15 protein-coding genes are annotated in these 16,879 nt (G+C 65.0%); 10 read left to right on the forward strand and 5 right to left on the reverse strand.

Annotated elements, in window-relative coordinates:
* Nucleotides 1-195 precede the first annotated feature (195 nt).
* Nucleotides 196-852: a hypothetical protein gene (locus tag ACQUST_RS00280; protein WP_435123749.1), complete on the forward strand. Its 657-nt coding sequence runs from the start codon at nt 196-198 to the stop codon at nt 850-852.
* On the opposite strand, the gene ACQUST_RS00285 is transcribed toward ACQUST_RS00280, so the two are convergent.
* Nucleotides 825-2,867: a helix-hairpin-helix domain-containing protein gene (locus ACQUST_RS00285; RefSeq protein WP_435123751.1), complete on the reverse strand. Its 2,043-nt coding sequence runs from the start codon at nt 2,865-2,867 to the stop codon at nt 825-827. The two genes, ACQUST_RS00280 and ACQUST_RS00285, sit on opposite strands and share 28 nt — an antisense overlap.
* 186 nt (nt 2,868-3,053) lie before the next feature.
* Nucleotides 3,054-3,350: a hypothetical protein gene (locus ACQUST_RS00290; protein WP_435123752.1), complete on the reverse strand. Its 297-nt coding sequence runs from the start codon at nt 3,348-3,350 to the stop codon at nt 3,054-3,056.
* Nucleotides 3,351-3,450: 100 nt separating this feature from the next.
* Between ACQUST_RS00290 and larE the strand changes: the two genes are divergently transcribed.
* Nucleotides 3,451-4,407 carry an ATP-dependent sacrificial sulfur transferase LarE gene (larE, locus tag ACQUST_RS00295; protein WP_435123754.1) on the forward strand — a complete coding sequence of 319 codons (957 nt, stop codon included), beginning with the start codon at nt 3,451-3,453 and terminating at the stop codon, nt 4,405-4,407.
* A 50-nt stretch (nt 4,408-4,457) separates the two neighbouring features.
* Here the strand turns inward: larE and ACQUST_RS00300 are convergent, their stop codons facing one another.
* Nucleotides 4,458-5,837 carry a twin-arginine translocase subunit TatC gene (locus ACQUST_RS00300; protein ID WP_435123756.1) on the reverse strand — a complete coding sequence of 460 codons (1,380 nt, stop codon included), beginning with the start codon at nt 5,835-5,837 and terminating at the stop codon, nt 4,458-4,460.
* Nucleotides 5,838-5,937: 100 nt separating this feature from the next.
* Here ACQUST_RS00300 and ACQUST_RS00305 point away from each other — a divergent pair, with 100 nt between their 5' ends.
* The 3 genes from ACQUST_RS00305 to ACQUST_RS00315 all read left to right on the forward strand — a co-directional run bounded on the left by ACQUST_RS00305 (nt 5,938) and on the right by ACQUST_RS00315 (nt 9,963).
* The gene (locus tag ACQUST_RS00305) at nt 5,938-8,754 is read left to right on the forward strand and encodes a twin-arginine translocase subunit TatC (protein WP_435123758.1); all 2,817 of its coding nucleotides are present in this window, start codon (nt 5,938-5,940) and stop codon (nt 8,752-8,754) included.
* A gap of 323 nt (nt 8,755-9,077) precedes the next feature.
* Complete coding sequence (locus ACQUST_RS00310; RefSeq protein WP_435123760.1) at nt 9,078-9,260, forward strand: ribbon-helix-helix domain-containing protein; 183 nt, start codon at nt 9,078-9,080, stop codon at nt 9,258-9,260.
* Nucleotides 9,253-9,963 (forward strand): queuosine precursor transporter, encoded by a 711-nt coding sequence (locus tag ACQUST_RS00315; protein WP_435123762.1) that lies wholly within the window; start codon nt 9,253-9,255, stop codon nt 9,961-9,963. Before ACQUST_RS00310 ends, ACQUST_RS00315 begins: the two co-directional genes overlap by 8 nt.
* Before the next feature lie 272 nt (nt 9,964-10,235).
* Here the strand turns inward: ACQUST_RS00315 and ACQUST_RS00320 are convergent, their stop codons facing one another.
* Nucleotides 10,236-11,048, reverse strand: coding sequence for an SAM-dependent methyltransferase (locus ACQUST_RS00320; protein WP_435123763.1), 813 nt, complete (start codon nt 11,046-11,048; stop codon nt 10,236-10,238).
* Between the two features lie 258 nt (nt 11,049-11,306).
* On the opposite strand from ACQUST_RS00320, the gene ACQUST_RS00325 reads away from it, so the two are divergent.
* The gene (locus ACQUST_RS00325; RefSeq protein WP_435123765.1) at nt 11,307-12,224 is read left to right on the forward strand and encodes a serine/threonine protein kinase; all 918 of its coding nucleotides are present in this window, start codon (nt 11,307-11,309) and stop codon (nt 12,222-12,224) included.
* Between the two features lie 74 nt (nt 12,225-12,298).
* Here ACQUST_RS00325 and ACQUST_RS00330 read toward each other — a convergent pair whose 3' ends face one another.
* Complete coding sequence (locus tag ACQUST_RS00330; protein WP_435123767.1) at nt 12,299-12,904, reverse strand: hypothetical protein; 606 nt, start codon at nt 12,902-12,904, stop codon at nt 12,299-12,301.
* Between the two features lie 120 nt (nt 12,905-13,024).
* On the opposite strand from ACQUST_RS00330, the gene ACQUST_RS00335 reads away from it, so the two are divergent.
* From ACQUST_RS00335 to ACQUST_RS00350, 4 genes are all read left to right on the forward strand, one after another.
* Complete coding sequence (locus tag ACQUST_RS00335; protein ID WP_435123769.1) at nt 13,025-13,447, forward strand: hypothetical protein; 423 nt, start codon at nt 13,025-13,027, stop codon at nt 13,445-13,447.
* Nucleotides 13,448-13,633: 186 nt separating this feature from the next.
* Nucleotides 13,634-15,151, forward strand: coding sequence for a tyrosine-type recombinase/integrase (locus tag ACQUST_RS00340; RefSeq protein WP_435123770.1), 1,518 nt, complete (start codon nt 13,634-13,636; stop codon nt 15,149-15,151).
* A 188-nt stretch (nt 15,152-15,339) separates the two neighbouring features.
* On the forward strand, nt 15,340-15,786 hold the full coding sequence (locus tag ACQUST_RS00345) for a hypothetical protein (RefSeq protein WP_435123772.1): 447 nt from the start codon (nt 15,340-15,342) through the stop codon (nt 15,784-15,786).
* Entirely contained in the window at nt 15,779-16,825 is a 1,047-nt protein-coding gene (locus tag ACQUST_RS00350) for a tyrosine-type recombinase/integrase (RefSeq protein WP_435123774.1), read from the forward strand. Before ACQUST_RS00345 ends, ACQUST_RS00350 begins: the two co-directional genes overlap by 8 nt.
* The last annotated feature ends 54 nt before the right edge of the window (nt 16,826-16,879 follow it).

A 16,879-nucleotide genomic window follows, 5' to 3' on the forward strand; every position in this document is an offset into this window, starting at 1 on the left:
ACCGGTGTGTAGCCGGGGCGGGGCTATGAACTTGGCCGTTCGAGCCGCGGCGGCCCGGCTCCGGCCACCCGCGGGCACCAGCGCACGCTTCCCCGCCTATGCCGCCGAACCGACGGACGACTCCGGGGTAAACTCCGTTTAATCCGGGTTTCGCGTCGGCGGGATTGACACTCCGCGGGGCCGAGAGTGCGACGTATGACGGGAGACGCGTCCGGGCCGGCAGCCGTGCTCGTCGTGGCGGGCACGGAGTCGGCGCGCGACCGCTACGCCGAGCGGCTGGAGCAGGAGTACAGCGTCAGAACCGTCGGGTCCGGAGACGAGGCGGTCGGCCGCGTCGCGTCGGCGGACCGCGGGCTCGACGTCGCGCTCGTCGACCGAGGCACCGTCGACGCCGACGCGGTGGCCGCGCGCATCCGCGCCGCGTCAGAAGCGGTGCAGGTCGCCTGCGTCGCCGGCGCCGACGCCGACGCGGCCGGCGTCGACGTCTCCGCGCTCGGCGCCGCCGCCGACGCTGACGCCGCAGCAACGCGGACCGCTGCGCCGCGGACCACGACGACGGCGGCGCCCGACGACCTGCGCGGACTCGTCTCCGAGTTGCTGCTCGTCGGCCGGTACATGGCGCGGGTCCGGCAGTACTACGACGTGGTCGCGACGCGGGCGACCCGCGACGGCCGCGGCGACGCCGACGCCGGCGTCGACCGGGCGGAACTGGCTCGGCGCCGCGACGAACTGGAGTCCGAACTGGACGAACTCCGGTGTCGGCTCTGCCCCGACGACTACGACGCGCTGTTCAGAGGGGTCGGCGGGCCGCAGTCGCCGTCCGGTCAGAACTTCTCCAGCAGCCCGTCGTAGAAGCCGTCGCCGTCGGTTTCGTCCGCGAGCTTCTCCACGATGAGCTCCGGCGTCGACCGCGCGAGGTGGTTCTTCTTCGGCGACCGGTTCACGACCAGTTCGCCGTCCTCCAGCCCGACCGCCTCGATGCCGTCGACGGCGACCGGGAAGTCCGCGGCCTCCCGGATGTCGCCGGCGAGGTGCGAGACGAAGACGGCGGTGGCGCCCTGCCGGTCGAGCGCCTCCAGGATGCCGGCGATGATTTTCGCGGAGGCGCCCGGCTCCGTGATAGATTCGAGTTCGTCGACGAGCACCAGTCGGCCCTCGGCGCCGTCGACGAGGTCGCCGAAGTCGCGCAGCGTCGACTCGAACGCGCCGGCGTCGAGCGTCCCCTGCGACTTCGCGTAGTAGTGGAGTTCGGAGACGCGGCGGAGCCGCGCCGACTCGGCCGGCACGGGCAGCCCCATGTGCGCGAGCGTCGCGACGAGCGCGACGAGGTCCAGCGTCGACGTCTTCCCGCCGGAGTTGACGCCCGACAGCAGCGTGACGCCGTCGACGCCGTAGTCCACCGGGTCGACGTCGCCGTGCGGGACGTCGAGCAGCGGCGAGCGCCCGCCGACGATCTCGAAGCCGCCGGCCGCGACGCCCGCGTCGTCGGCGTCGTCGGCGTCGTCGGCGTCGCCGTCGGTCCCCGCCGCGTCGCGGTCGACGAACTCCGGCATCGTGCAGTCGAAGTCGCGGGTGAACCGGGAGACGGCGAGTTCGACGTCGAGTTCGAGCGCGTCGCGGACGAGCGTCTCGACCGGCTCGCGGAGCGCCGCGAGGTCGGATGCGAGGTCGGCTTTCAGTTTCGCGGCGCGCTGGTCGCGGGCGGCCTTCAGCTCGGTTCGCAGCCGGTTCACGGGGTCTTCGTTGCGCTCGACCGGGAACGACGGGTCGCCGGCGAACACGCGCTCGGTGAACTCGGCTTCGTTCTCCTGGAGCTGCAGCGCGTCGACGACGTGCTCGCGGGCCTTCCGAACCGCCTCGTCGTACTCGTCGGCGAGCTCCCGGGAGAGCAGCTGGTCGACGCGGGCGCCCTGCTCGACGAGCGAGAGGAAGTCCTGCCCCTCGATGGTGACGTCGCGTTCGCGGATGGCGTCGCGGAGGTGGTCGTTCGCGACGGACTCGGCGGTGCCGACCGCGGCGTCGAGGTCGTCGACGGCGACGCTCAGCCGCTCCAGTTCGTCGTCGCCGAGCACGGTGCCGTCGTCGTCGACGCGGCCGAGCGCGTCCCGGAGGTCGTCGGGGTCGCACGCCGGGTCGATGCCGGCTGCGTCGTGGACGTCGAGCGCGGCGTGCAGCCGCTCGCGGTTCTTCGCGAAGAAGCCGAGCAGGCGCTCCGGGACGACCTCCTCCGGATGATCTTCGGCGTCCGGGAGGACGCGGACGTCGCCGTCGACGTCGACGCCGGCGAACTCCTCGTCGAGCGCGACGACGGTCGCGTACGACCGCGCGAGTTCGGCGAGCCCGCGGGTGTCCTCGACGACTTCGACCGACAGCTCCGGGAACGCGGCCTCGGCCTCGGCGTAGCGCTCGGCGTCCGTGGTGGCGAGCGCCCGGTCGCGGACGCGGAGGCCGCGCGGCTCCGCCAGCGGCTTGACGCCGCGGAGCGCCGCGACCACGTCGTCGTCCGGGTCGCGGTCGGCGGCGGCGCGCGCCCACTCGCGCACCTCGTCGATGCGCGACTGCGTCGGGCTCGGGTACAGCGTCCGGAGCCGCTGTTCTGCGTAGTCGGTGACGGCGCGCGCTTGAAGCAGCGCGAGCGCGTCGTCGTAGAGTTCGGCGGCGCGGTCGGTGGCGGCCCAGCCGCCGGGGTCGTCGTGGCGTCGGCGGACGGCGCCCCGCGCAATCGCGGCGGCGCGGCCCTCGGAGACGCCGGGCGCGCGGGCCAGCGTCGCCACGTCGCCGTCGCGGAGCGCCGCCTCGGCGCCGTCGAGCGCCGCGAGCGACTCGGCCGTTTTCTCGCCGACGCCAGGAATCGACGTGAACTCCATCGCGTCGGGGTTCGGCGTCTTCGTAAAAAACCTTCGCGGGCCGGAGGAACTGGTCGGCGACCGATTCGGCTACCCGTCGCATCCGTCGCGGCCGCCCTTGCCGGCGTCGTCGCTGCCGGCGTCGTCGCTGTCCGTCGCGGCCGCCCTTGCCGGCGTCGTCGCTGCCGGCGTCGTCGCTGTCCGTCGCTACCCGTCGCCGTCGTCGGAACCGCCGGAATCGTGGCCGACGACGTCCCAGCCGACCGCCTCTTCGACCTCCTCGATGAAGTCGGTGAGCGCGTCCGGCGCGACGCTCGTCCGCTCCTCGCTGTGCTCCTCGCCGGCGGCGTTCCGCTCGATGACCTCCTCGGTCTCGGAGTCGTAGTAGAACGGCGCGCCCTCGGTGTTCACGCCGAACAGGACGCCGTTTTCGATTTCCGCGGGGTGGTCGGCGTGTTCGACGGCCTCGACGCTTTCGACTTCGGTCGGTCCAGCGCGTCGCATACCGCACGGTTGGCGGCGGAGCGGGGAGTGGCTTGTGGCGGCGCCGGCGACGCCCCCGGCTGTCGCGGGGCTTTTGCGTCAGCGCTCCGTGAACCGGAGTATGGACGACGACGTCGCGGCGAAGGCCGCTGCTGTACGGGAGGAACTCGCGGAGCGCGACGGGGTGCTGGTCGCGTTCTCCGGCGGCGTGGACTCCAGCGTCGTGGCGGCGCTGGCGTACGACGCGCTCGGCGCGGACGCCGTGGCGTGCACCGCGAAGAGCGAGACGCTGCCCGCCGAGGAACTCGGGGACGCGACGCGGGTCGCCGACGACATCGGCATCACGCACGAACTCGTGGAGTTCTCGGAGCTGGACGACCCGGCGTTCGTCGCGAACGGCGACGACCGCTGTTATCACTGCCGGACGATGCGGCTGTCGAAGATGTACGAGGCGGCGACCGAGCGCGGCATCGGCACGGTCTGTGACGGCACGAACGCCTCCGACCCCGGCGAGGGCCACCGCCCCGGGCTGCAGGCCGTCGAGGAACTGGACGTGTACTCGCCGCTGCTCGACGCCGGCATCACCAAAGACGAGGTGCGCGAAATCGCCGCCGACTACGGGCTCGACGTCGCGGACAAGCCGTCGATGGCGTGTCTCTCCTCGCGCATCCCGACCGGGCTCGAAGTGACCGAAGCGCGGCTGAGCCGCATCGAGAAAGCCGAGAAGCTGCTGCGGACCTGGGGCTTCTCGCAGTTCCGGGTGCGCGACCACGACGGCCTCGCACGCATCGAGGTCGGCGCCGACGAACTGGCGGCCGCGCTGAACCCCGAGTTCGCCGCCGCCGCCCGCGACCACCTCACCGACCTCGGCTTCGACCACGTGACGCTCGACCTCGGCGGCTACCGCACCGGCAGCGTCAGCCCCGCCGACAGCGATGACGCCACCGACACGGCGCCCGGCGCGGACGCGACCACCGCCGCGGACAGCGCCGCCGGCGACGCGGCCGAGGACGCTCCGAACCTCGTTGACCGTGCGGCCGTCGACGACGCGCTCTCGCGGGAGTACCCGTCGTCGTAGGCGGCGACGCGGCCGACGGCGCAGAACAGTTTTCGCGGGTGGTCAGCCGGTCAGTTCCCGGTCCAGCGGAGCAGCGCGAGCGTCCCCTCGAACAGCGCGATCATGGTGACGCCGACGATGATGGGGGCGAACCCGGTCGGGTCGACGGCGATGAAGGTGAACGCGAGCCCGAGGAACGCGCCCCAGAAGATGAGGCGGCGCTCCTCCATCCACTCGCGGCTCACGACGTTCATCGTGATGGCGAGCTGGACGAACAGCGGAATCTGGAACACCACCGCGAAGTAGCCCATCAGGATGAGGATGAGGTTGAACGTCTCCTTCAGGCCGAACGCGAGCACCGCCGTCGTCTTGGTGTAACTGATGAAGTAGTCGAAGACGAACGGGAGGACGACGACGTGCGCGAACGTCGCGCCGACGACGCCGAGCACGAAACTGGTCGGGACCGCCGCGAGGTAGTACCGGCGCTCGTGCGGGTACAGCCCGGGGCGCATGAACCGGTACGTCTGGTAGACGAACACCGGCAGCCCGACGAGCAGCCCGGCGAGTCCGGCGACCTTCAGTTTCGCGAGGATGAACTCCAGCGGGCCGTAGACGTGTGGCTTGTACTGCTCCAGCCCGATGTGGTAGTCCCAGAAGTACCGGATGAGCTCCTCTGCGCTCGGCACCGGGAGCTGCAGCGTCGTCCCCGGCACCGTGACGGTGTCGACGGCGGAGCCGACGAACAGCACAGTGAGCGACACGACGGCGCCGATTCCGAGCACGACGGCGAGCCGCCGCATCATCTCCTCGATGTGCGCCGTCAGCGGCATCTCCTGGTCCGACTCCGGGCCTTCGCCGCCGCCGAGCGCGTCCATGCCGCTCTGGACGGCGTCCATCCCCGCCTCGGCGGCGCGCTCGACGCCCTCGGCGGTGCCGCCGGGTTCGGCGCCGACGGTGTCTGCCTCCTCCGCCGGCTCGGCGCCGGGCGGCGCGCCCTCGTCTGCCTCGTCCTCACCTGACTCGCCTTCAGCGGGCTCGACCTCCGGCTCCTGCACCGTCACGTCGGACTCGTCGCCCGGAAGCTCGTCGGCGTGGCTCGGCTCCGCTTCCTCGTCGCCACCGCCGGTGTCGTCGTCGTTGCCTTCGCCGTCGCCGTCGCTGTCCGCGTCGCCGTCAGCGTCGCCGTCAGCGTCGCCGTCAGCGTCGCCGTCAGCGTCGCTGTCGGCGGCGGGTTCGTCGCCGGCGTCGACTTCGTCGTCGGTGCTGACGTCGTCGTCCGCCGGGCTCTCGGCGTCGTCGTCGCCGTCCGCCTCGCTGCTGGCGCCGTCGGGGGTATCGGCGTCGTCGCTAGCGGTGGTGTCGTCGTCGAGGTCGGAGTCGGTCCCGTCGCGGTCGACGTCGCCGCCGTCGGTCGGCTGCGAGTCCTCCGCGGGGTCCGAGTCCTCGGGCATCTACCGCACCTACACCCCCGGGCGGTTATAGGCCTTTTCCGATGCGGTCGGCGGGACGTTAAGAAAAAGGTTGATAACCGGGAGGAGGCTCCACCCGTGTATGTCGAGCGCGCTCGACGAGGACACCCAGCAGACGCTGGCGGAGGGGCGGGAGACCGCCGGCGCCATGCTGCGGGCCGCCCAGAAGGACCTGCAGAAGGTGTTCATCGTCTTCCTCATCGGGTTCCTCGGGACGTTCTACGCGCTCAGGCTGTACGTCTGGTCGTTCCTGAAGTCGGTGACGAAAGCCCGGCTGGACTCGCTGACCGCCGGCGAGGTCGAAATCATCGCGCAGACGCCGTTCGACGTCATCCTGCTGCAGGCGAAAATCGGGCTCATCGTCGGCATCGTCGTCGCGCTCCCCGTGTTCCTCTACTTCTCGCGGGACGCGCTCGTCGCCCGCGGACTGTGGCCGGACGTCCCGGTGGCGCGGTGGAAAATCGGGCTCATCGCGCTGATGGCGGCCGGGCTGTTCGCCGTCGGCGTCGCGTACGGCTACCTCGTGTTCTTCCCGGTGATGTTCGCGTTCCTCGCGAACAACGCGCTTTCCGCCGGGATTCAGCCGAGCTACTCCATCGTGAAGTGGGCGCAGTTCATCGGGCTGTTGACGTTCTCGTTCGGGTTCGCCGCGCAGATGCCGCTCGCCATCACGGCGCTGTCGTACGCCGAAATCGTGCCGTACGAGACGTTCCGCGACAAGTGGCGGCACGCGGTCGTCCTCATCTTCGTGTTCGGCGCCGTCTTCTCGCCGCCGGACCCGTTCACGCAGATCATGTGGGCGGCGCCGCTGCTGGTGCTGTACGCCGCGTCGCTGTACCTCGCGAAGGTCGTCGTGACCGCCAAGCGCGGCAGCGAACGAATCGACGCCGTCGCGACCGCCCGGATACACTGGAACGCGCTCGCCGGCGCCGCGGTCGCCGCGGCCGCCGCCGTGTTCCTGTTTTTCACCCGCGGCGGCCCGGCGGCCGTCAACGGCGTCCTCGACGGATTCACGTCGGTCCGCGTCCCGGCGCTCGGAACGCCCGGGGCGGCCGCGCTGGCGGTCCTCGCCGCCGTCGCCGCCGCCGCAGTCGCGCTGGCGTACTTCGTCTACCAGGAGCTGGAGGCGGTGACGGAGCTGTCGGAGCCGGGTGAGCCGGCGGCCATCGACCTCGAACCGCTGGACAAGGCCGGCGTCGAGGCGGCGCCGCCCGAGGCGTTCGCGGCGCTCTCGGAGGAGGAGGCGCTCGCCGCCGCGCAGGCCGCCATCGACGAGGGAGACAACGGGAAGGCGCAGGCCATCCTCGACCGGTGGGACGAGGCCGACCAGTCCGCCGGCGGCGAAGCCGGCGCCGCGGAGACCGGGGAAGTCGGCCCCGCGGACGCGACCCAGCCGCCCGGTCCGACGCGCAGCGGCCCGACGCACGACCTGTTCGCGGCCGACGTCGGCGTCGTCGGCGCGGTCCGGCGCGGCGCCGGCTTCGTCGACTGGCGGAGCCGGCTGCGGGCGCTGTGGAACGTGCTCGCCGGCATCGCCGTGCTCGTGTTCGGCGTCGGCTACGCGCTCGTCGAGCGGCCGGCGCTCGCCGACCGGCTCCTCACCGCGTACGGGACGAGCGCCGCGGAGCTGCTGGCCGCGCTTCCGGTGTCCGGTGCCGCGGCGCTCGCGCTGTTCGCGGCCGTCGGCGTCGGCGGCGCGGCGCTGCTCGGCGCGCTGCTCGCGGTCTACTTCGCGTACGTCGCCGGCACGGACCCGACCGGCGTCGACGTCGAGGCGCTGTCCGCCGAACAGGTGCGTCGCGCGCCGACCGAGACGTTCGCCGCGCTCTCCGAGCGCCGCGCGAACTTCCTCGCGAGCAGCGCCAACGAGGCAGGCGACTCCGAGAAGGCGCGGGCGATTCTCGACCGGTTCGACGACGTCCAGGCCGCCCGCGAAGCCGCCGCGTCCGGCGAACCGGAGTCCGGGCCGGCGTCGGCGAGCGAGGCGGCCGGCAGCGTCCCGGGCGTTTCCGAGGACGTCGGCGACCGGGCGTCGCGCGCCACCGGGACGTTCCTCGAAGGGCTCACCGACGGCGAGTCCGGCGAGGAGGAGATCGGCGGCTACTACGACGACCTCGCGTTCATCGCCGACTCGCTGCGCTCGCGGATGTTCCACGTCGTCGCCGTCTTCGGCGTCGTCATGGTCTCCGTGTTCGCGTGGCTGTACGCCGGCGGCATCGGGACGGTCCGCGAGAGCTTCGTCGACCGGCTCCCCGCCGAGGTCGTCGGGCCGGAGGCGCAGAACTTCGCGGTCATCGCGCTCCACCCGGTCGAGGCGCTCATCTTCGAGGTGAAGATCTCGACCATCATCGGGGTCGTCGCCGCGGTCCCGGTCGCCGCCTACTACGCGTGGCCGGCGCTCCGTGACCGCGGGTTCGTCCGCGGCCGCCGCCAACTCGTGTTCGGCTGGCTCGCCGCGCTCCTCGTCGGCCTGGCCGGCGGCCTCTACCTCGGCGCGTACTACGTCGCGCCGACCATCATCTCGTATCTCGTCGGCGACGCGCTGCGCGCCGGCATGGTCATCAGCTACCGCATCAGCGACTTCTTCTGGCTCGTGTTCTTCACGACCGTCGGCGTCGGGCTGCTCGCGGACATCCCGGTGTTGATGCTACTCCTGAACTCGGTCGGCCTGTCGTACGAGTCGATGCGGAGCCGGTGGCGCGAAGTCACGGTCGCCGTCATGCTGTTCGCGGCGCTGTTCACCCCCGCCGACGCCATCACGATGTTCCTCGTCACGATTCCGCTGATGGTCGCCTACGGCGTCGGCATCCTCGTCCTGTTCGTGGTGACGCTCGGCGGCCGCCGCAACCTCGCCGAACCGACCGTCAACCTCGAACGCACCCCGAAATCGGAGTCCTGACGGGGCGACACGTCGGCGGCCTCGCCGCCCGACCTCGTTCTGTCGACACCTCACCTCCGCTCAGCGACCGAGGGCACCGTCCGCCGTTCGGCGCGTGGCGGCCGCGCTGTGTCGCGGCCGGAGGCGCGCGAGGGGCGGCGGCGCGGCCGAGCGGCAGCGAGGCCGCGCCGGCGTCGGCTGGGGAGGGTGAAACCGGCCGCTGGCCACCTGACCCGTGGCAGGCCGGTCCGCCGGCCGGACGGCCCGCTGCCGGCTCATCCGCCGAACGGCCCGCCGGAGCCGCGGTCAGTAACCCTCAAGTATTCCCTAGAGAATCTGAAAGTATGCCCAAGATAAGCGTCGAGATTCCGGCGGAGCTGCTCGCTGACCTCGACGACCACGTCGGCGACGACGGGAAGTTCGTCAACCGGAGCGACGCCATCCGCGCGTCCGTCCGGAAGACGCTCGACGTGCTCGACGAAATCGACGACCGGCACGGCCGGCTCGACGAGGACGACGATGCGTAACGAGCCGCGGAAACTCGGCGTCCCGACCGCCGCGGTCGCGCTGACGGCGCTGTTCGTCGCCGCGCTGGTGACGGCGCAGGTGATTTCGGCGAAGCTGCTCGCGCTGTCGCTGCCGCTCGTCGGCGCCGTCACGGCGCCCGGCGGCACCCTCGCGTACGCCGCGACGTTCTTCGCCTCGGACTGCCTCTCGGAGCTGTACGGCAAGCGGTACGCCCAGCAGGTCGTGAACGTCGCGTTCACGATGAACTTCGTGCTGCTCGCGCTCGTGTTCGCCACCATCGCGCTGCCGGCGGCGCAGGGCTCGGTCGACCCCGAGAAGTTCGCGACCGTGCTCGGGCTCTCCGGGAACGTCGTCGCCGGGTCGCTGTGCGGCTACGTCATCAGCCAGAACTGGGACGTCATCGTCTTCCACCGCATCCGCGAGGCCACCGACGGCGCCGCGCTGTGGCTCCGCAACGTCGGCTCCACCGCGACCAGCCAGTTCATCGACACCGTCGTGTTCACCGTCGTCGCGTTCGTCGTCGCGCCGCAGGTGCTCGGCTCCGGCGCCGCGCTGCCGTGGAGCGTCGTCGGCTCGCTCATCGTCGGCCAGTACGCGCTGAAACTGCTCATCGCGCTCGTCGACACGCCGCTCGTCTACGCCGCCGTCGGCCTCGCGCGCCGCGGCGACGCCGACGACGCAGCCGCCGGCGTCGGAAACTGAGTGACTGACGAGCCGAGCCGGACGACCCGCTCGCGCTCGACACCGAACTCTCCCGTTCCCGTTTCTGTTTTGCTCGACTCGGCCACGGCTCCGGCACCGAGGGCTGTATCGGGTCCGCATCTGCGCACCGAACTGCCGACAGAAATTTGGCGGACCACGGAGTTCACCGACCCCTGTCCGTCGTCGGCGACCTACATGCAGAAATCACTCCAGTAGCACGGCGCCGAGTCGGCGCGTCGCGGGACGGACAGGGACGGGGGACGAAGACGGCCTCAGTCGAGGCGTTCGGCGAACGCGAACGTCGGCTTCACGTCGCCGACTCTGACCTCGACGGTCTCCCCCCCGTCCGCGCCCTTCACGAACACGGTGAAGCCGTCGACGGTGGCGATGCCGTCGCCCTCGTCGCCGACGTCGGTGACGTCGACGGTGAGCCGGTCGCCTGTCTCGACGGGCGCGTCGACGCGGCCCTTCGCGATGAGGTAGCGCTCCGAGGACTCCTTCCGGCTCGCGTCCGGCGTGAACGCCCGGACGTACTGGAACTCCGCTTCGACGTCCTCGCGGAACGGCGCGAGGTCCTGGCCGTCGAACACCTTCACGACGAAGTCGCCGCCGGGCCGGAGCAGTTCGAGCGCCGTGTCGAACGCCTGCCGCGCGAGGTGGATGGAGCGGGCGTGGTCGAGTGAGTACTCGCCGGTCATGTCCGGCGCCATGTCCGAGATGACGAGGTCGGCCGGCTGCGCCGCGTCGCCGGTGCCGTCGGCGTCACTGTCGGCGTCGCCGGCGCCGAGTTCGTCGCGGAGCCGGTCGCGGGTGCGCTCTTCAGTCATGTCTCCGCGGAGCGTCGACACCTGGTGCGCTTCGAGTTCGTCGATGCGCTGGAAGTCGACGCCGACGACGCGGCCCTGCGGCCCGACCTCCTCGGCGGCGACCTGCAGCCAGCCGCCTGGCGCCGCGCCGAGGTCGACGACGGTGTCGCCGGCGCTGAACAGGTCCGCGGTGTCGTCGAGCTGCTGGAGCTTGTACGCGGACCGGGCGCGGTACCCCTGCTGTTTCGCTCGGTTGTAGTACTTATCACGATTTGTCATGCTTACCTCACCAAATTCCTTGACATGTTCCGCGCAGGAGCTGCCAGCGAATTCGCGTTCATACACTATTGGACGCCGTCGAAGCGGAAAGGGACATCGGAAGTGACGTAGCGGTAATCAGATCTTCAGACGAATTAGCCTATCTTCTCCGGCACCCTTTGACCGATCACTCTCAACGAACGGTCGGGCATCATTCCATCCCTGAATTCGGGTTATAACCCTAACAAGACTTTTCCAATACCTCTACCCTGATAGGATATGGCGACTTACCATGCCGATATTGGTTCGGGAATAAAAGCAGAGTCAGGAGATGGTAGTGAGCGATGGTATAGAGTATTACAGGAGGTTGGCGAAGGTGGGAATGCACTAACCTACCTTGTTATCCAGACGGCGGGTGATTTTAAGGGAAACAATTTTGCCTTGAAAATATTTAAGAATATCTCTAATGAGGAGCGTGGAGAACGATTTTTTGAAGAACAAAATTTTCTTGAAAATACAGCCCACCCGTCGATACTAACATATCGAGACAAGGGCTCATATTATGGGTACCCTTTCCTAGTTGCAGAATATCTTCCAAAAACGTTGGAAGACGTTATTAGAGGCGATCCAGTACCGATCCCCGAAAGGATTAGTTACGCAGTTCAACTTCTGTCGTCTTTGAAACACTTACACAATCTAGGCCCCCCCGTCATTCACCGCGATATCAAACCATCTAATATTTTCATCAAAGGTACATCCTGCGTTCTCGGGGATTTTGGGCTATTGAAGAGGGCGGGCTCTGATTCAGAAACAGAAGGTATGGTATGGAAAGAGAGTACAGAATCTGCACTACCATATTTTTATAGATCACCGGATATGGTGTCATATGGGAAAAATGAATCACCACTCACACCAAAGTCAGATGTATTTCAGCTAGGTCTTGTGCTAGCTGAACTCTTCACGGGATGGAATCCTGCTGAAAGACCCGAGAACGATGATATCCTTTCTCCCGTTGTATTGAGAGATCTTGGGGATATTCCTAGTGAGATGGGTGGTGGAATCGCTGCTCTCATAGATCGAATGTTGGAAGAGGATCCGGAGGAGCGTGAGGGAGCCGAAGAACTAATGGACGGCTGGATGGGTCTATTCGAGGATGCCGCTGATTCTGCTTATAGCCTGAATGGAATGGTTTTCTAGCACTCGCCTCCTTCCATGAGGCCGGAGCCCTTCTCTAAGTGTGGTTTTCAGCGGAGATACACCACAGGATACGTCTATTCAACTATCCACGAAATGACCGCTCCTGCCCCGTGAACAGTGTGTTGGAGACTATCGAAATCGGCGATGCAACACACGTTCGCATCGATCTCGTACCAATGCTCTATGTCATCGACGACTTTCTCGGCGATGTCCGCCGCAGAGTACCGTTCCGGGAGAGCCTCCACAGTCTCTGGATTATCGTCGGCACGCTTGTAGAACAGGCCGAGCAACCCACTCCGTTCGCTGAACTCCGACGCATGAAGTCGGCGTGCATCCGTTAGCAGCGTGTTCTGGTGGAACGGACTGAACACGTGGCGGTACATAGCGGGCTCCGGATCGCCGTTCGCCCGCCAGTAGCGAATCAGCTTCGCCTCCACGGGCATCCCGTTCGGCAGTACAAGATCGCATTTTTCGGTGCTATCAGGATACGGCACCTCGCGGTTGACCTCTTCGTAGCGGTCATCCGTCTGGCGGAGATGGTCGAGCAGCAACTCCACCTGACGTTCTTCGTTTTCCGACCCGAGCCCATCACCGTACTGCCCGGTTGTGTTTCGGTCGACTGCCGGTACTGCGTCAGCGATGGCCCCGGTGAACACCTCAAGTGACAGGGCGTCCTCCATATATTCACCAGAGGCGTGGCTGTGATAGAACTGCCGTCGGACTCAAGCAATCAGATCAAGACTATTACGGACTTTCAGACTTTGGAAAGCGGAATTTCAAGTTTTTTCTCCCTCCTACGAGTGAGTGTGTACAACGAACGTGACTATCGCGAGCAGCGGTGGCACAGGGAGAGAAACTCACCTCCATACGAGAGCGTAGCGGAGGCGCGTCAGGAACTGGATGATCTGGGAGTGTCGCCCGTAACGATCAACGAACTCTTCGAGGCCGCACAGAATGCGGCCGTATCGCTTGTTGCCGAGTACGGGGTGAGAGACGAAGTGGATACCGAGGTAGTCGCAAGGTGGCTGATGATCTCGGCGTGCGAATCCAGCGTGCAGTTTATTGAAAACGACGTGTGGGAAGACCCGCAGGAGGGCGTAGAGAGACTGGTTGCGGATATGGATCAGAGTGCGGCCACGCTGGTTGGCGGAACGGAAACGCGCAACCGAGACATGGCCGTCCTATTCAACGCAATGCTGGCCGAGAACCACGAGCAAGACTAGCAGGGTATCAAGCACTTGTCAGTTCCATAGCGGGCATCCGCGCGACCCGGTCGTATGATATGCGGTTCTATCGCCGTTCGCTTTCTGATAGAAGAAAGTCTTAGCGGGCTTTAGAGAATCTATGCCGGCATTTATTGTCGTGTAGGTGCTGGGATCGATATGCCCAGTGGGAGTGACCCCGGTCGCGTGGAGGAATACACCGATCGACAGGTGGAACGCGTTCGGCGCACCGTCCAAGAACCAAATCGCTCGGACATCCTGAAAACTGTCCGGAAGGGGCGGCGCGGGAACATCGCGAGCCCGAAGCCAAACCAGCGCACCAAGCCGTCGTGGAGCAAAGCGACCATCCGCAACAACGCTCGGGATCTCCGCATTCTCGCAGGACAACTGCAGGGGCTGGACGAGGTGGAGTATGAGGGCACAACGTGGACGGGTCGCGAAGGACGCGACGATTATCCCGACCGTCTCCTCGATCTCACGCCCGAGCAAGTGACCGAACTGATCACCGAGATGTCTATCGAACGCGACTGGGCAAGAAGCAACGAGCGAGATTACTGCCTGACCGTACGTAACCACTTTCTCGCGCACGATCGAGTCGAGACTGCCACGGAAATCGACTATCCGCAGGTCGGACTGGAAAATGCCGCCGTGGATATCGAGACAGTTCCCAGCCGCGAGGATCTGCTTACGCTCATCGACGGCGAAAGCATCCGCGACAAGGCGATGTACACCGTCCTCTGGGAGTCGGGCTGTCGCGTCACCGCCCTCGCCTCCCTGAAGATCAAGCACTGGAAGCCGAAAGGCGAGGGATACGGCGTCGTCCAAGTTCCCGGCGCCTACGTCACCGGTCTCAAGGGTGCCGAGCACTCGGCGAAGCCCATCACGTTCGCACGCGGGTACTTGGACAACTGGCTATCGGAGCACGAGCTGTCCGACGATCCCGAGGCCCCTCTCTTCCACGGAATCCGCCCACAAGACGATCCCTCCGAGCACCTGCACCCACATAGCATCCACCAGCAACTCAAGCGGATTGCTCGTCGAACCGAGGAGATCGATGCCAAGCACATCAGCCCGCACACCTTCAAGCACGGTCGCGCGAGCGAGATGCGGGCTTCCGACAAATACAGCAAGGAAGACATCGAGCAGATCCTCGATTGGGAGGAGGGCACTCCGATGCACGGGAGATATGAGCACGTCACGGAAATCGACGAGGCCGAACGTATCTTGAGAAAGCACGGCTTCGCGCCGACAGATGATGGCGACAGCGTTGAACACCGAGAGTGTCCTCGCTGCGGCACCATCGTGGACATGGATGCGGAGTACTGCCCGAAGTGCTCGCTCCGGCAGCGCAACGAGCCCCCGCGCTGGTGGCGCATCTATCGCGGCATCACTGATGAGGACGACCCGGTTCGGGAGAAATACCGTGAAGAGCTACCGCCAGCTAATGCTGCCGAATTGGTTCCCGATCTCTTCGACCACGTGAAACGCGTGTTCCTGAGCGGGATGATCGGGGGTGCAGTCCGAAGCAAGGTCGACGGAGAGCTTTCCGAGGAGCAGAAGGAGACGTACCATCGATCGGTCGAGGATCCCGATGATCGGCAGTGGGTCTACGACAACATCAGCGGGATCGATCAACAGCACGTCGAGGAACATCCTCATGCCACAGACATCCGCCGTATCGAACCGGAGGAACTCGAGAGTTGATAGTAAATATCAAAAATTTGATATATTTCCACTTGCTGATTCGCACATCAATACACAAAAAATCACTATTCAGTCCACCCCCCATTTCATACTTATGTTTATTTTGTATCAATGACACTTTTTACTTAGCAACCCTTCGTGTTAATGCATGACGAGAGTGGAACCCCGCGGCTTGAGTCAGCGCCCGGATGAAGGGCCTACTCTCGGCCTCAATGAAAGCCAAGACTGTCAGGAGGATACTATCCATGTCTGACAATTCGGATACCGAAACCTTATCCACAACGGTCACGATCAGCGGCCATCTCCTAGAGGAGTGGGACGAAGAACGGGAAGAGATGGGGTATAGTGATAGAAGCTCGTACATCCGTCAGCATGTGCAAGCTGGTCGCAAAGAATTTGCACAGCTTCATCCCTCGGATTCTGAGCAGTCAGATACCCTTCAATCCCAAGTCCTTGAGGTCATTCCAAAAGAATCCGGAGTCGGAAGTGACAACAACGCTCCAACGCCGGATGATGTCGTTGAGGCGATTATAGAGCCATTGAAAGACGAAATTACACGCGAAATTGATCAGCTTGAGTCAAGCGGGCGGATCCACTTCAAGGCTAGTTACGGGGGGTATGTGCGAAATGAGTAAAGCTAGCCCGCCCAACCCAACCGATCCGATCAACTATTGGCTCCAGAAACGTAAGCGGAACAAATCACAAAACACGTTTCTATCAAATCGCACTGCCCTCAACCATTTCCGGGAATTTTTATCAGAGCAGGGGTTGGAACCAGCGGAGGTAGACCAATACGATTGTCTCGAATTCATTGAATACATTCAAAATAAGGAAGAGATCAACAGCGGAGCAAGCCTCAATGCGTATTTCTCTGGCGTTAATGAGTTTTACCGATACTTCTCTAATCGAGGCACATTTGAAACGAATCCCATGGCGGTGGCGCTTGAAGAGTCAGATCCAGATACCGACTACGAAACACACCGTCGAAAAATAGATCTTGATGAGATGAGAGAATTTTTCCAGTCTATAAAAAAGCCACTGAACCTTGCAATCAACACACTGCTAGCTAAAACAGGAGTGAGGGCAAGTGAGGCGGCCAATATCAATCTACAAGATGTCCATCTTGACCATCCAAAAGTAAGAACTCATCTCCCAAGGCCACGAGTGGAGATAGAAGACCACCCTGATACTTTGTTCGTGCCGAAAGGGAGGAGCCAGAATAAGCGTGAAATCAGTACAATGATCCCAATTGATGATGAACTGAAGCAGTCATTGGTATACTGGCTGGCAGCTCGGACACCGGCACCACCGGAGATCGAGCGGAATCCATTATTCACGTTCACATCTAACAAGGGGCACGATGGTGTTGTCGGATATCCACTCACTCGGGTAGGTGTCTTCTATGCCGTAAAACGGTGTTCAGAGCCATTTGGATGGTATGAGGTGGGTGCAGGAAGGCGGCATAATGTTACACCTCATTACTACAGACATTGGTTTACAACAATGTGTAGTCGGGATAACTGTGGCATTGATGCTGACCTTCGAAATTACATTAGGGGAGATAAAGGGAACGAATCAGCCGATGAGTATCGTCACGAGCAACAACAATTCTGGGAGAGTGAGGTTCAAAGGCCATATCTCAACAATATCTGGAAATTATTCCGAGAGACCTGACGCATTCGAACATACCAAAGTGATATCATTTTAGAGGCTATTTTGCATAGTGAA

Origin of the sequence: Halobaculum sp. D14 (assembly GCF_051195135.1) — an archaeon.
Lineage (GTDB): Archaea > Halobacteriota > Halobacteria > Halobacteriales > Haloferacaceae > JBNTKA01.